This is a genomic window from Rickettsia peacockii str. Rustic (genome assembly GCF_000021525.1).
GTDB lineage: Bacteria > Pseudomonadota > Alphaproteobacteria > Rickettsiales > Rickettsiaceae > Rickettsia > Rickettsia rickettsii.
The window spans coordinates 125,203-141,114 of sequence record NC_012730.1 but is presented as its reverse complement, the minus strand read 5'-3'; the positions used below and the strand labels follow the sequence as shown (position 1 = coordinate 141,114).

Sequence of the window (15,912 nt, the reverse complement as noted above, 5' to 3'; positions counted from 1 at the left end):
GCAATAAGAGATAATGTATGTCTAATATAGGTAATGTAGAAATTTTACAAATTATAGATTCTGTAGCTCGTGAGAAAGGAATATCAAAAGAAATTTTGATTTCAACGGTTGAACAAGCGGTACAAGCAGCAGGACGAAAAAAATACGGTAATGAATATAATATTAAAGCTCAGATAAATAGGAAAACCGGTGAGATAAATCTTTTAAGGATCTTAAAAATAGTAGAAGATGTAGAAGATTACTTAACGCAAATCTCACTTGAAGAAGCTTTAATAAAGAATCCGGAAGCTAAAATCGGTGATGAGATATATGAATATTTACCGCCGATTGATCATGCTAGAGTATCGGCTCAAACTGCAAAACAAGTTATAACTCAACGTGTTATAGAAGCTGAACGTGAAAAACAATATCATGACTTTAAAGATAGAAAAGGCGAAATTATAAATGGGATAGTTAAGAGAATAGAATACGGTGATATAATAGTTGACCTGAGTCGTGCTGAAGCAATAATAAAAAAAGATCAATTAATTAAGGGTGAGAATTTTAAACCTAATGATCGTATAAAAGCATATGTACAGGATGTAAGGCAAGAAACAAAAGGACCGCAGATTTTCTTGTCTAGAGTAGATAACCAGATGCTAGTTAAACTATTTAAGCTAGAAGTACCTGAAATTCTTGAATCTATTATTCAAATAAAATCAGTAGCACGTGATCCCGGTTCAAAAGCAAAAATAGCGGTATTTGCTTCGGATAGTAGTATAGATCCCGTAGGCTCATGCGTAGGTATTAGAGGTAATAGAGTAAAAGCCGTAACAAATGAATTAAACGGAGAGAAAATTGATATAGTATTATGGAGTAATGATCTTGCACAGTTTATAGTTAATGCTCTTGCACCGCTTGCACCTGGGGAAATCACAAAAATTTTGATTGATGAGGATAGGCATAAGGTAGAAGTAGTAGTTTCGCAAGAAAATCAAAGTATTGCAATAGGTAGAAGAGGGCAGAATGTTCGTTTAGCTTCTCAGCTTACAGGTTGGAATATCGATATAATGACCGAAGAGCAAGAATCCAAAAGAAGAAATGAAGAGTTCTTAACTTCTACGGCATTATTTATGGAAGCTTTAGATGTTGAAGAAGTTATAGGTCAGCTTTTATCGGTAACGGGATTTAATTCAGTAGAACAAATTGCTAGTAGTGAGATTAGTACTTTAACAAGAATTGAAGGCTTTGAGGAAGAACTTGCCGTAGAGATTAAAAATCGAGCTATTAATTACGTCGACCTTAAGAATGAAAAGATTATCAAAAAGCTAGAGGATCTAGGAGTTGAGCAAGAATTAATAGATATATTAGAATTATCGCTTGAATTAATATTACAATTTGCCGAATATGGTATAAAGACCATAGAAGATTTAGGAGAGATGAGTGTAAATGAATTTAAAAATTTAGCTCCAAATTCTAATATAACGGACGAAAATATTAAATTGCTGATTAAAACTGCTAGACAGCATGGTGCATTGAAGTATAGTTAGTGGGTTGAATGTAGGGTGTATGTCATTCCTGCGAAAGCAGGCATCCAGAATAAATAGCTTAGTAATTAGGGCGTCCTTGAAAAATAAACCTATAAAAATAAGTTTTTTTTATAAATTTTAGTGGATTCCCGCTTTCGCGGGAATGACATAAACGAGCCATGCGAGCAACGCCGCTTTTAGCTAGGAATAACATAATCAAGTAGTAGAACAGAAACACAAAGGTTTTAAATATGACGGATAACCAGGAAATCAAACCCAAAAAGTTGACACTTGGCAATTCAAAATTATCGCTTAATAAGTCTTTTGACTCTCTTACAGGAGCTCAAAGCTTTGTTAATGCTAAATCTAAAACGCTAGTAGAAGTTAGAAAAAGCTCTACCGGTAGTGCTACTACCCTTTCATTAAATAAAGAAAGGAATAGCTTAGATCAAACTGTTATTGATGCTAATAAGGAAGAATTTAACAGACGTTTATCTATTCTTAAAAAAGCTGCTGAGCAATCTCAATTAAATGACCCTTCAAAAATAAGCACTTTAAGCAAACTTGCAAGTATTAACCAGTCTGCTAACTCAAAAATAGAACCGCTAGAAACTGATAAAGAAGTTGAACAAACACAGCAAAATACCGAAGAAAATAAAGTAGAAGTTAGTGCTAAAATCGTTCAAGATGATGAAGATATACCGTCACAAATACCTAAAAAGAAAGAAGAAACTTTTGTAAAGTCTCCTTTAGTAGGAATGCGAACACGTTACGGTATAGAATCAGAGAAAGAATTAGATAAAACAGCAGATAGTAAAATAATAGCACCAAAAATTAAGCTAGAAGAGCCAAAAAAATTCAAAAAAGCCGATCTTTTCAATATGCTTAGCGACGACGAAAGTGGCAGCGGTAGAACTAGAAGTCTTGCTTCTATAAAAAGAGCTAGAGAAAAAGAAAAGCGTAAATTAGTATCACAAGCACCTGAGAAAGTATATAGAGAAGTGACGATCCCGGAAGTTATCGGAGTCGGCGATCTTGCAAATGCTATGTCTGAAAGAGTGGCTGATGTAATTAAAGAATTAATGAAACTCGGTATTCTTGCAAATGCTAGCCAAACAATAGATGCCGATACGGCAGAACTAGTTGCAACAAATTTAGGGCATACGGTAAAAAGAGTCCAAGAGTCAGATGTTGAAAATGTTTTAATTAGTGATGATAAGGTTGAGGATTTAAGAACGCGTGCTCCGGTTGTGACGGTAATGGGTCATGTCGATCATGGTAAAACCTCATTGCTTGACGCTCTTAAGTCTACAGATATTGCTGCAGGTGAGCTAGGCGGAATTACACAACATATTGGGGCTTATAGAGTAACTCTTGCAGACGGTAGAGCAATTACTTTTATTGATACTCCGGGGCATGAAGCTTTTTCGGAAATGCGGTCAAGAGGTGCTAAAGTAACGGATATAGTTATTATAGTGGTCGCAGCAGATGATGGAATCAAAACGCAAACGGTTGAGGCAATTAATCATGCGAAAGCAGCGGGCGTTCCTATAATTGTAGCTATTAATAAGATTGATAAGCCTGATATTGATATTGAGCGTGTAAAGAACGAATTATATGTCCATGAAATTATCGGCGAAGAGGCAGGTGGTGACGTTATGATTATTCCTATCTCGGCACTAAAGAAAATTAACTTAGATAAACTTGAAGAAGCAATTTTATTAATTGCAGAAATGCAGGATTTAAAGGCAAATCCTTTCGGCTCAGCTGCCGGTGTTGTAATCGAGTCAAAAATTGAACAAGGAAGAGGAACGCTAACCACTATATTAGTGCAGCGAGGTACTTTAAGAAACAGTGATATTATAATAGCTGGTACTGCTTACGGTAAAGTTAAAAAGATGACTAATGATAAGGGACTAGAAATAGTAGAAGCAACTCCGTCTGTTCCTGTAGAAATTCAGGGGTTAAATGAAGTGCCTTTTGCCGGCGATAAATTTAACATAGTACAAAATGAGAAACAAGCAAAAGATATAGCCGAATATAGAATGCGTCTTGCTAAAGAAAAAAAAATATCTATTGCACCGCGTTCAAGTTTAGAAGATTTGTTTTTAAAAGCTTCCGGTAATAGTAAAATTAAGGAATTACCTTTAATTATTAAAGGTGATGTTCAAGGGTCGGTTGAAGCTATTTCAGGTAGCTTATTAAAATTACCGAGTGATGAGATAAAGCTTCGTATACTTCATAGCGGCGTAGGTCCGATAACGGAATCCGATGTATCTCTTGCACATGCTTCTTCGGCTATTATTGTCGGCTTTAACGTTAGAGCAGGGGCAAATGCTTTAACTGCTGCAGAAAAAGAAAAAGTCGATATTCGATATTATAGTATAATATATCATTTAATTGATGATATAAAAGCCATTATGAGCGGTATGCTTGATCCGATCGTTAGAGAGCAGTATATCGGAAGCGCAGAAATTAGACAAATATTTAATATTACCAAAGTTGGCAAAATCGCCGGTAGCTATGTAACTAAAGGGATTATTAAGAAAGGAGCGGGAGTACGCTTATTACGTGATAATGTAGTCATTCATGAAGGAAAACTCAAAACTTTAAAACGCTTTAAAGATGAAGTTAAAGAAGTTAGAGAAGGATATGAGTGTGGTATAGCATTTGAAAATTACGAAGATATTAGAGAAGGAGACACAGTTGAAGTTTTTGAGCTAATTCAAGAACAAAGACAATTATAATATACTCGTTGAACTTCAAAAATTGGCTACATTATTATACAAGTACTGCGGCGTTGTTGCATGGATACTACTAAATCGTCATTGCGAGTAGTTGTAGACTGCATGGCAATCTCATGAAATAATAACAAACTCCTGAGATTGCTTCGTCAATTACTTCGTAATTTCCTCGCAATGACGAAAAGTTAGAACCACGCAACAACGTCCTGCTTTCGCAGGCATGACATTTAGTAGAATATCCCTTTTTGATAAATTAATCAATTTTAAGTAAAATATAATAAAAAGTTAATAATTATTAGCCTTTATCTTGACCTCCTCATAATTTCTATTATAATGCAATGTTGATTATTGTAATCAGAAATGAGGAAAAATTATGGCCATAACATCAATTTTTAATAAGTTACAAAATTTAATCCCAAATAATACCTCTCCAAAGTCAGCCTCCTATCTTGCTCACGATGAATTTGAGTTTATAACTTCTCCTACTAAGCAAGAAGAAAATACTGATTTTTTAGCAGCGTTAGATAATTCAATTAAGCAGTATGACGAAAAAAGTGCAAGATGTAATAAAAAAATAGTAGAAGCTCAAGCTAAATATCCTTTTTTAAATTCTAAAATAATCTTCCAAGAAGCAGTAAAAGGTCAGCCAGATACTCTAGGCATCTCTCAAATCAGATTTACAGATCTTTTAAATAAGCTTGATGGTAGTGAAAAAGTAACTAACACACCTAAAAGTAAAGGTTTTTTCAGTACATTTAGTTCATCATTAAAAACAGTTTATGATTTCGGAGTAAAGAGTTTTAATATTATAAAAAATATATCTAGTATTCTTTCTTCTAAAGTTGCTGAAACTTTTAATTTTGTGAGTAATAAAGTTTTTTCTTATTTAAATAATAACGCTGAAGAAACCTTTAATCTCTTAGATCAACTAGAAACTCTTCCTGATAATGAGTTAGTAGAAGCAATTTTAAACACGTCTGAAAATGCATTAGATGAAGTTTTTGAAAAGATAACATATAAAAAATTGGTAGAATTAATTAATAATATTTCCGATGAACAAGCACAAAAATTAGTTCATTATATTTTGCCGGAGCATTTTGAAAAATTAATGCAATTTATTCCATTAGATAAATTAAATACATATATGGATACTACCCTTTCTTTAGAAAAGCTTACCGAGCAGGAACTAAAAAAATTATCAGATGAGGATATTTCTGATGAACAGCTTGAAAATATAATTATTTTAGCAGGAGAAGAAAAGCTTGCAGAAAATTTTGATATTATTCCAAATAAAAATTTAGTAAGAATCATGAGTCATATTTCAAATGATAAGCTAGCACCAATAATTTCGCACGCCTCAGATGAAAGTCTAGTAAGAATCATTGATATTATTAACTCGGATAATCATGATTTATCGAAATCATTAGTTGGGCAAATAATAGCCTTAATACACGACAAGAAGTGTGTAAAACAAGAATCAGGTGCAGTCTCTGATAGTGATTCCGGATTCTTTGATTATGAAGATGAAATAAAAGTATCAGACAATCAAGTAGAACACTCTAATAGTGATTTTACTATGAAATTATCTTATAATTTTGGAGTCTTTAATTATGAAGATGATGTAGTATACTTATAATAAAGCTCTTATGTCATTTCGTTGATTATAGAAATCCAGTAAATGGATTCCTACTTTTAACTAGGAATGGCATAATTGATTGCGATTTTAGCATCAGGAGGGCGTATGTATAGTGGCTCGATAGAGCTATTTAATTTTACATCGCTCGACAATCTACTAGCAATATATCTACAGGTAACCCAAGCTTTAACTCGTGCAAAACGTGGCAAGGTTATTATATTCGGCAAATGCATAATTTGGTGATATATAAATTCAAGTCCGCTACCGCAACAAACTATATTCCCTTTCTCATTTATAAGCAGTTTTATAGCATACTCGAAATCTATCAATAACGGCTCTTCTATTTGTCCTGATTTATGAAAAACTTGCATATAAAGCTGTGAGCGATAAGCGTTTAAAAAGACATATATTTTATCATAATCTTTAACTTGAGTTACGGCTCTAAAATAAGCATATTCAAAATTGCTAACCGCTACTGCTTTAATATTCTCCTTGGAAAATAATATACCTTTAGCACTAGCAAGTCCTATTCTAATGCCGGTAAAGCTACCGGGTCCGTTAGTTACCGCTAAATAATCTAAATCATCATATGAACATTTAGCTGATTTCATCACGTCTTCTATCATCGGCATTAGATTTTCTGCTTGCATAGAAGGACGTAATTCTTCTATACATGCAAGGATATTCTCATTTTCGGATATTGCTACCGATGCAGTATTATTGGCTGTGTCAAATGCTAGTATTTTCATAGATTATTATTTGAATAAGTCACTATGTGTACCGGTATGTATATAGATAGTGTACCAGGAAATTTTTGAAAGGCCCTTATGTCATTCCTGCAAAAGCAGGAATCCAGGCTAAAAAAATCTTGATTTTAAAGATTTTTTTTATTATATTACTTTCTTCTTGAGTAAAGCTTTTAAGAAGCTTTACTCAACTGGATTCCCGCTTTCGCAGGAATGACATGGAATAAAATAGTAGAGGTTTGCAGAATCATATTAAATTAAGCTTTTTATACATTTCTTTATACGCAGAATATTTATTAATATTTAAACCTTTTGCTGATTCTTCTAATATTTTTATTGATTCTGCATTTAATGCTTTTTCCTGTGCTATTTTATGATATATCGCTTCTCTTACAAAATTCATAATAGTATCATTTTGCAGTGTGAACTTTAAGAAAATGATGTAATTCGTTTGGTATATCTATGCTTAGTCTAGTCATATTACATACTTATTTAAGTAATTACTTAAGTCAGTATATCATAAAATAAGAAAAATAAAAGTAAAAATATAGTCTCTAAAAATTATTTAAAGTATATTCAATAAAAGTTTGGCGTGCTTCAACCTGTCTATTATTATGAAATAAATATCTATTAAAAAAATAGTTTGTTAGAGCTAAAGCTTGCCGTTTTTCTTCTAATGTAATCTCACTATTATCTGAAAGTAAAAATCTTGGTAACATCAATAATTTATCTTTATAAGGTTTTCCTACTTCATATGATAATGCTCTAGCTGATTTAGGTGATACATAGATTAAATCAGTTGTAACATGGCTCACGCCGCACTTGGTAAGATCAAGCTTATAACCCGTCTCGGCAAGTAAAGCTAGCTCAAAATTAATATAATCACGAAAACAAAAATTCTTTGATAAATTATCTAAATAGTTAATTAGAAATAAAAAAAATTTAGAATGTTCTTCTCTTTCATGAAATAACTCTTTGATTAAAGATATAACGGAATTAAAGGCATATAATTTAGCTTTATTTGTGATAAAATAACCGGTGTAAGATTTAATGAGTTCACATTTAGCCATGCCAATATGTTCATGTAATCTTGCCTGCCAAAGAAAATCTATAATATTCCCTTCTTGATATATAAATTTACTTTTTTTAGAAAATTCTTTTACAACTCCCGAATATAAACCATGATTTTTAGTAAAAACCGTAATAATAAATGTATTTTCTTTCAAAGGTTTTTTAGCAATTATTACTCCTATATCTTTGATATTCATGGTTTTTTTTATTAAATTTTTGTCATTGCAAGGAAAATTACGGAGTAATTGACGAAGCAATCCAGTTAAAAATGCTAATTTTTAGCATTTTTTTAATTATTTTCTGGATTGCCGTGCTCCTTTCAGTCGCTCGCAATGACGGTTTGATATCCGTACAACAACCCCCTAGCTTCCTCAGAATTCCCTGTATATGATATATTCTTATACCCTAGTTTGATTGCAGTAAATAAAGCGGCGTGATCCTCTCCTACATTTACGGTAAGATCTAAAACTTTTTCCGGAAATTCTTTACTTAGAGTTTTAAACATGTAATCAATTGCTAGCATACCGTAATATTTTACGCTAGAGGCATGATTTGTTAATATCAGCTGTTCTTCTACACTAGATAAAAAATTACGTGCTTCTTCCAAATTTCTTATTTCATAAACTATACTCATTTAATTATCTCTTTTAGGTCCTTTAAATGTGAGACGGAAGATATAAAGTCATACGTTAAATTTTCAAATTTAGAGCAGATAATCTTATTAAATCCAAGTTTTACGGCTTCTTTTATTCTTGTTTCTGCTTTTGCGGTTTTTCTTATTTCACCCGATAAGCTTATTTCGCCGAAAAAGACGCTATGTTCGGGTACAGGGTTGCCGGTTGCAGCAGATATTAAGCTCGCTGTTACTGCTAAATCAGAAGCAGGATCGGCAATTTTAAGTCCCCCCGCAATGCTTAAATATACCTCATAGTTAGCAAGATTCAGTCCTATCCTACTACTAAGCACGGCAAGTATCATTGATAACCTATTAGCATCCCAGCCCACCGCAGAGCGTCTAGGAGTTACCATATTTGAGGGTACTATAAGGGCTTGTACTTCCATAAGTAACGGTCTTGAACCTTCGATTCCTGCAAAAATAGACGTACCTATAACGTTCTGTTCTCGCTGCATTAAAAATAGTTCAGACGGATTTGTTACTTCAATAAGCCCGCTGCCGTTCATCTCAAATACTCCTATTTCACCCACACCGCCAAAACGATTTTTATATGAGCGTAAAATACGGAAATGATTATTATGATCTCCCTCAAAATATAGCACGGTATCCACTAAATGTTCAAGTATCTTAGGACCTGCTAGTTGTCCGTCTTTAGTGATGTGACAGCTTAATAAAATAATTATATTGTTTTGCTTAGCATAATTAACAAGCTCATTTGCACATGTACGAATTTGCGAAACAGTGCCTGGAGGCGATGATAATTCTTTTGTGGTAATTGTTTGAATAGAATCAATCACTATTAAATCAATATTATTTTTATTAGCTTCTATACTCGCAATAATATCTTCCAAATTAGTAGCTGCTAAAATATCGGTATTATAGTTAGTTAGGTTTAGCCTTATGGCCCTTAATTTTATTTGGTCTAACGATTCTTCGCCCGTTATATATAAGCAATTCATCTTTGATGCAAAGTTACTTGCTGCTAGCTGTAGTAACAAAGTAGATTTGCCTATACCAGGGTCTCCTCCTATTAATATAGCAGAACCAAGCACTAAACCGCCGCCTAGTACTCTATTGAATTCACCTATAGGGGTAGGGATGCGTAACTGCTCGGTTACATGCCCTGAAAGCTTATCGAAGTCTTGCTTGCTACCGACTTTAACAATTGCTTGATTTGTACTTATTATCTCTTCGACAATACTACCCCATACACCGCAATCAAAGCACTGCCCTGACCATTTAGGACTAATATTTCCACAGTTAGAACATATGTAATGTTTTTTGGTCATGTTTGTTTTTTAATGTCTTGTTACGCGGTTCTATGTCATTCCCACGAAAGCGGGAATCCAGAAAAAATAAACTATTAATAAAATAAAAATATAAAAACAAGTTTTTATATTTTATATGTTTTACTGGATTCCCGCCTTCGCGGGAATGACGGTAAAGCTCAAAACCAACAGCTTACTCTTACCATATAGTTTTTCACGTATAATTTCAATATTTTCATCTAAAATATAATCATCTGTTTTAGCCATCTCAATAACTATAATAGCACCGTCTTTGAGCCAATTATTTTTTATCAGCAGTTTCATTACTTTAGGCACTATATTTTTATGATAAGGGGGGTCTATAAAGACAAGATCAAATGATTTATTAGACATCTTCCCAAACTTCGCTTCTAGAGGTAATTTAGACGTTGATCCGGTACTCGCATCCTCACGTACTAGTGTGTACGCTGCGGTGCTGTGTTCCGTGTCTCCTTTAGATCCATCTCTATAAGCTGGTTTAAAAAGATGTCTAGTAGCTTTCGGTAGATTTAAAGCATTAATATTAACGAAATTAACATTATTTTCAATGTTTAGAGATTTAGCAAATCCTTCTGCTATTTTTAATGAGGATGTATCAATATCAATTAAGGTAGCAAAACCTGCTCCTCTTGATAGTCTCTCAAAAGCAAGGCTACCGCTACCGGCAAATAAATCGAGAATGTGAGTATTTGCGTTAAATAATTTATTACCGGTAAACTCACCGGAGGTTAATATACTAAATATTGCCTCTTTGAGCTTACCGGTGGAAGGTCGATATTTGATATTTTTAGCGGTAGGTATAATTTGGTTTCTATATTTACCGGATATTATTTTTAACACTTATTTAGTTATATGCTTCTTTTATTGAGCGTGATTTTTTTTCGTCTTTTATTTTTGTGGCAAATCCTTTGCCTTGAGTGTTAGGCTTAAATTTTGCTGCGAATGTATTAGATTTTGCTTGTTGTTTTTCTACAGTTTTATCTTTCTTTTCTTTGATTTCTACTTTTGGCGTTGCTTGGTTTAAATTATTTTGTGCTTGTTTTAAAAGATCTTGTTCTTTAGCTTTATCAATATAATTATTTACATTATTTAAATTTTCTTCCCTTTCTTTAGATTTTTCTGTTTCAGCTTTTTGTCTTGCTTGTTGTTTTGCTGTTACTAATTCATCAATATTTTTAGGAGGCGGTGAGATATATTTATCTATACTACTAGTTAAGTTTTCAAATGACTTCTGAAGATTGCGTAAAGGTTTTTGAGTGAGTTTATAAGTTCCGGTAGCGACTAGCCCTCCGGCCAAAATACCTGCGCCTAGAATGACAGCTTTAGTAGTAAGGGCGGTGCCGGTGACCAATAACACAGGCATTGCTACGAAAGGTGCAGCTGCTACTGCAAGACCGGCTACTACGGCAAGTCCTACTAAAAATTTTTTACTTGCTAAAAAATTTGTTACGCGGCTAATTCCTGATGTAGTACTTTTAGCAAGTTTTGTACAAAGCTGTCCTACTCCGGTTTTCAGAAACCAACCGCTTTTCTCTCTTGCATGAATTTTATCTTGTAATTTAGCATGTTTGTTAACATTGACAGATGTTTTTTTATCGTCTTTATCTTGATGATCTAAATTCCCTTTAGCCTCACCTTTAGTATCATGCATCTTTGTAGCATCGTTGATTTTTGCTTTATCAAAATCTGCTCCTTCTTTATTAATTCCAACTAGATTTGCTGCTTTTAGATTCGCTTGTTTTAGATTTGCTTCTTTAAATATAGCCTCGGCTGCTTCCACTGCTTGCATATCGGCATTTTCCAACACTGCTTTAGTGAAATTGGCTTTAGTAAGATCGGCACGCTGCATAATTGCATTTTTAAAGTTAGCTTCCTTAGCATTAATATTTTTAGCAATAGCATCCGAAATATTTAATCCCTCGGCTTCTGCTTTTTCTAAAGTAGCATTACTTAACTTAGCAAATTGTGCAATTGCATTAGTAAGCGTAGCGTTTGTAAGATCGGCATATTCAAGATTTGCTTTATCAAGCTGTGCTTTTGTTAAATCAGCGTTCTTAAGTTTAACACGCTGCATTATAGCTTCTCTTAAGTCAGCTTCTTTTAAAGATAGTATATTTTCAAATTCAGCATAGCTAAAATAGGCATTTCTTGCAGTTATGCCTTGCATGTTACATTGCTCTTTAAATTTTGCTTCTAATGCATGTGTTTTATTCATAAAAACATTTTCAAGATTAGTAGAAACGATATTTGCTTGATCTAGAAGTGCATTATTTAAAACTACCCCCTGCATTTGAACTCTTTGCATATCTGCATAGGCAAGCGATATACCGGTAAGATTAGAATTTTTCCATTCTGAATCTTTAATAATTAACTTTTCGGCATCGGCATTAACCATCATAACCGCATTAAATTTGCTATTTGTTACCTCTACTTCAGATAAATCTACTTTAGGCATGTAAGCTCTCGACATATCACTATTTTCAATTTTGCTCTTTTTAAGATCAGCAAAAAGAAATCCTGCGTTACGAGCCGTAACATTTTGAAAAACGGCATTTTGTAAATTAGCTCCTTCAAAATTAGTAAAATCTAAATTACAATTTGAGATTTTGACATTCTCTAAGTTGGCTGAAGCAAATAATGTATTCTTCAGGTTAAGATTGGTAAGAGTTTTACCTGATAAATTAATCGCTGAAAGATCAGGAACTATATTTAAATCTTCTGAAAGATTTTTTTGCTTTCTAACAAATTCGGTAAGAGATAATTTTGTATTGGATTGTTTTGCTGCTTCAGCTAAATATAGATCAAATTCGGCAGAAGTTAATTTTATATATTCTTTCGGTATATCTCGTTCTTTGGCAGTCGAACCTATAATATATGATGGGTCTAGTGTTATTTGTATTTCTTCGTCTTTTAACTGCTCAAAAATACCATCTAAACCCTTACCGCAGAACATTCTAAGATTATCTAAAGCATATACTTCAGTTTCTAATTTGTTTACTTCATGCTGTAACTTGTTGATTTTTTCTAGTTCGTTTTGTCGGTTTCTAGCAATAGTTTCTGCACTATTCCAAAAAGCATTTAAAAGATTGGTAGCAATCCCAGGATTATCTAAATTTTGCTTTAGAGTTTCTAACTCTTCTTGCTTAGTCTTTAGTTCTTTTGATTTGATATTCCATAAAGTTTTTTCGTCTTCTCCAGCCAAAATATATTTCTTTGTCTTCGTAGCTTCATCTATAACTATTTCTTTGATATGTTCTTGTTCTAAATCTTTATCTATATATTGATTTAATCTTTCAAGATCTGAAAAAGATAGTTTTATATCTCGTATTTTATCTTTGAGATTGGGGATTTTATAGTTATCATAATCATAATCTTTATAATTAAAATCTGTATAATGAAGATTTGCTCCTCTAAAGTCGGTACCGATAAATGTACAATCATTAAATTTTACATTTGTTAAATCTGAATCACATAATATGGTATTTGTTAAGTCACAATTATTAAATACGGCATCAGTTAGTATTGTACCTTGGAAATCAGCATTGGCTAAATCTGCGTTAATTTCCATATTTTCTAAACTAGTAATGATAATGTTATCATTATCTTCAGCGAAATATTTATTTTTGATAAAATCATTTAGCGAGACACTAGGGTTATCTTTTATATAACCAAGGTAATCGTTTAGGTCTTTTTCTGCACATGTATATATATTAAGATTTGTCATATGTATTCTATATGATTAGTTAAAATGTATTAATAATAACACATTACTAATTATTTTCCAGTATTTTATTATTTATTTCTTTATAATCTCCGGGTTTTAGATTATCTATTGTAAAATTACCATATTGAATCCTAATTAATTTGTTAACTTTTAGTCCACAATACTCGAATATTCTTCTAATTTCACGATTTTTTCCTTCAAATAAAACTACTTCAAACCAACAATTAGTCTTATTTTGCTTAAGTAATTTTATCGAATGAGGGTTATAAAATATCCCGTCAATTTCTAAATTTTTATAATTGCTTTTTAGTAGAATATCATACTTCCCATACGCCCTAACATGATATACTCGCTTTAACCTACTTGAGGGGAGCTCAAACTGACGAGCTAAATCACCGCTATTAGTTAGTAATAATAAACCTTCGCTATTTAAATCCAGCCTACCTATTGAAATAACACGAGGTAAACCGGTTAGCTGTTCAAACACCGTTTTACGAGATAAAGGATCTTTATGAGTGGTAATTAAACCAACAGGTTTGTAATAAATCCAAAGCCTTGGTTTGTGTATATTATTGATTAATGTGCCTGATACTTCAATTTGATTACTAATATCAACATTTGTAGTCGGTGATAAAATTGTAATGCCGTCTACTTTTACCTGTCCTTCAACTATCAGCTTTTCAGCATCACGCCTAGAACAAACTCCTGCATTACTAATTATTTTAGCTAATCTATGCATTTTTAAATATAGTAATTTTCAATAGACCTCTTCCCAAGCGTCGTTTCTAGAGATAATTTATACGTCGATTCGGTACTCGCATCTTCACGTATTTCTATATATGCTGTGGTGCTGTGTCCCGTGTCTCCGTTAAATTCCTCTCTATCAAGTTGGTTTGGGAAGAGGTCTAATAAGAATATATAAAAATACCCTTAAAAAGCAATATTAATAATTTTACATAAATTATTAATATAATTATACTATACCGCTACATATGTTTTAACAAAATTATACGAATGTTAATTTTACTTATCAAAACTTTTTATTCTTTAAAATTCTTATCGTCTTTTTTTAGCTGATTTTCTTTTTAACAAAAATTAAGTCCTTTGCTTTAATCTAAACTTCATTAAATTATGCAAAAACTTATTGGTTCAATCCTGTTAATTTCAGGTACTTGTATAGGTAGCGGTATGATAGCACTACCCATGGTATTAGCAAAATTAGGTTATAATACCTAGTATAATATTGATGTTTGTAATTTGGTTTATAATGTATTATACTTCTTTAATTAACCTAGAGCTTAATCTTCAAGCGGGTAAAGGCTTAACACTTGGGCATTGGGAAAATATTTTTCAGGACATACTGCTCAAATCATCGGTACTGTAAGCCTTAAGCTCCTTTCATATGCTTTACTTGCAGTATTTATATACGGAGGCTCTTCAATATTACAGAAGTTATTAGCTTTAAATACAAGTATAACTTATATAGGAGCATGGTGTATTATTATTACCTCTAAAAGAAATATCTATATGGGGTATAGTCACTCCGGTAGTTTTTACTTCATTTAGTTTCCAAGTAATCTTCCATACCTTAACTAATTATTGTAACAAAAATGCTAAAGACGGCGTTTTTATTTGGAAGCTTAATTCCTGCAATAGTATATATAATTTGGACTTGTAGTATTCTTATTGTAGTACATCATAATAATCCAACATTTTATCAACAAATGATTACCAGTAATGTAGAAGTCGGAGATTTAAGGAATTAAGTAATATAGCAAAATGGCCGTTCGTACAATTATTAGTTTGGATAATTTCAACTCTTGCTATCGTTAGATCAATACTCGGAGTAGGAGTAGGGCTATGTGATTCCCTTAAAACTATGTTTATGAATTCGATACCGAATGTAGTAATGCGTAATATGACCGCTTCTATCGTTACTATATTACCAGCTTATATTGTAGCAGTAGTAGTACCTAATGCTTTTATTATAATTTTAGGATTTGCTGGTATGATTCTCGTAATTATTGCAATTTTATTACCGGTTTATCTGTTATATAAAGCAAAGATAAATAATTTATTATCTTGAATTACAAAAACAATATCTAATTATTATATGTGTAATTGTTGAAATGCTTATAATGGGCTATGAACTTGTTAATATAGTAACTAAATAATAAGGTTATTTATTATTAAATATGCTAGTAATATTGAAAAATAGGAATTTTGTAAATTAAATATTATGATAATAGGAAATAATATAGAAACAATCAAACATGTAAGAAATAACGGGCAAATATCCGTGAGGAAGAAATATGCAGGAAAACAGATACAAGTTTTAACATCAAGTGACGGTACTATAATAATAAAGCCCGGTAAGTTCATTCCTTATAATGAGATGTGGCTTTATAGGAACAATAATAATGAGGTGTTTGATAAAGCAATAGGATAGACAGAAAAAAAATAAAAGATAAACATCATCATTGCGAGGAAAGTACGAAGT

The 15,912-nt window shown here is 32.3% G+C and carries 15 protein-coding genes; 7 read left to right on the top strand and 8 right to left on the bottom strand.

Annotated elements, in window-relative coordinates; all coding sequences use genetic code 11:
• Positions 1-17: 17 nt before the first annotated feature.
• The 3 genes from nusA (at position 18) to RPR_RS00820 (ending at position 5,888) form a co-directional block, all read left to right on the top strand.
• Positions 18-1,529, top strand: a complete 1,512-nt coding sequence (nusA, locus tag RPR_RS00835; protein WP_012736420.1) for a transcription termination factor NusA — start codon at positions 18-20, stop codon at positions 1,527-1,529.
• 230 nt (positions 1,530-1,759) lie between these two features.
• Positions 1,760-4,255 carry a translation initiation factor IF-2 gene (infB, locus tag RPR_RS00830; RefSeq protein WP_012736419.1) on the top strand — a complete coding sequence of 832 codons (2,496 nt, stop codon included), beginning with the start codon at positions 1,760-1,762 and terminating at the stop codon, positions 4,253-4,255.
• A 370-nt stretch (positions 4,256-4,625) separates the two neighbouring features.
• Positions 4,626-5,888 carry a hypothetical protein gene (locus RPR_RS00820; RefSeq protein ID WP_012736418.1) on the top strand — a complete coding sequence of 421 codons (1,263 nt, stop codon included), beginning with the start codon at positions 4,626-4,628 and terminating at the stop codon, positions 5,886-5,888.
• A 56-nt stretch (positions 5,889-5,944) separates the two neighbouring features.
• Here the strand turns inward: RPR_RS00820 and tsaB are convergent, their stop codons facing one another.
• From tsaB to RPR_RS00785, 8 genes are all read right to left on the bottom strand, one after another.
• Positions 5,945-6,637 (bottom strand): tRNA (adenosine(37)-N6)-threonylcarbamoyltransferase complex dimerization subunit type 1 TsaB, encoded by a 693-nt coding sequence (tsaB, locus tag RPR_RS00815; protein WP_012736417.1) that lies wholly within the window; start codon positions 6,635-6,637, stop codon positions 5,945-5,947.
• A gap of 244 nt (positions 6,638-6,881) precedes the next feature.
• Positions 6,882-7,037: a hypothetical protein gene (locus tag RPR_RS08430; RefSeq protein WP_014120887.1), complete on the bottom strand. Its 156-nt coding sequence runs from the start codon at positions 7,035-7,037 to the stop codon at positions 6,882-6,884.
• 151 nt (positions 7,038-7,188) lie between these two features.
• Positions 7,189-7,902 carry a DNA repair protein RecO gene (gene recO, locus RPR_RS00810; RefSeq protein ID WP_012736416.1) on the bottom strand — a complete coding sequence of 238 codons (714 nt, stop codon included), beginning with the start codon at positions 7,900-7,902 and terminating at the stop codon, positions 7,189-7,191.
• A gap of 122 nt (positions 7,903-8,024) precedes the next feature.
• Positions 8,025-8,339, bottom strand: a complete 315-nt coding sequence (locus RPR_RS00805; RefSeq protein ID WP_004998178.1) for a hypothetical protein — start codon at positions 8,337-8,339, stop codon at positions 8,025-8,027.
• On the bottom strand, positions 8,336-9,670 hold the full coding sequence (gene radA / locus RPR_RS00800; RefSeq protein ID WP_012736415.1) for a DNA repair protein RadA: 1,335 nt from the start codon (positions 9,668-9,670) through the stop codon (positions 8,336-8,338). The genes RPR_RS00805 and radA overlap by 4 nt, the downstream gene beginning before the upstream one ends.
• A 120-nt stretch (positions 9,671-9,790) precedes the next feature.
• Positions 9,791-10,528: an RsmD family RNA methyltransferase gene (locus RPR_RS00795; RefSeq protein ID WP_012736414.1), complete on the bottom strand. Its 738-nt coding sequence runs from the start codon at positions 10,526-10,528 to the stop codon at positions 9,791-9,793.
• Positions 10,529-10,532: 4 nt separating this feature from the next.
• Entirely contained in the window at positions 10,533-13,412 is a 2,880-nt protein-coding gene (locus RPR_RS00790; protein ID WP_012736413.1) for a pentapeptide repeat-containing protein, read from the bottom strand.
• Between the two features lie 46 nt (positions 13,413-13,458).
• Entirely contained in the window at positions 13,459-14,151 is a 693-nt protein-coding gene (locus tag RPR_RS00785; RefSeq protein WP_012736412.1) for a pseudouridine synthase, read from the bottom strand.
• Positions 14,152-14,543: 392 nt separating this feature from the next.
• Here RPR_RS00785 and RPR_RS09630 point away from each other — a divergent pair, with 392 nt between their 5' ends.
• From RPR_RS09630 to RPR_RS00755, 4 genes are all read left to right on the top strand, one after another.
• Positions 14,544-14,648: an aromatic amino acid transport family protein gene (locus RPR_RS09630; RefSeq protein ID WP_012150982.1), complete on the top strand. Its 105-nt coding sequence runs from the start codon at positions 14,544-14,546 to the stop codon at positions 14,646-14,648.
• A 99-nt stretch (positions 14,649-14,747) separates the two neighbouring features.
• Positions 14,748-14,978, top strand: coding sequence for a to amino acid permease (locus tag RPR_RS08425; RefSeq protein WP_014362372.1), 231 nt, complete (start codon positions 14,748-14,750; stop codon positions 14,976-14,978).
• A gap of 205 nt (positions 14,979-15,183) precedes the next feature.
• On the top strand, positions 15,184-15,498 hold the full coding sequence (locus RPR_RS00760; RefSeq protein WP_085065588.1) for an aromatic amino acid transport family protein: 315 nt from the start codon (positions 15,184-15,186) through the stop codon (positions 15,496-15,498).
• Positions 15,499-15,651: 153 nt separating this feature from the next.
• Positions 15,652-15,861, top strand: coding sequence for a hypothetical protein (locus tag RPR_RS00755; protein WP_012736411.1), 210 nt, complete (start codon positions 15,652-15,654; stop codon positions 15,859-15,861).
• Positions 15,862-15,912: the final 51 nt, after the last annotated feature.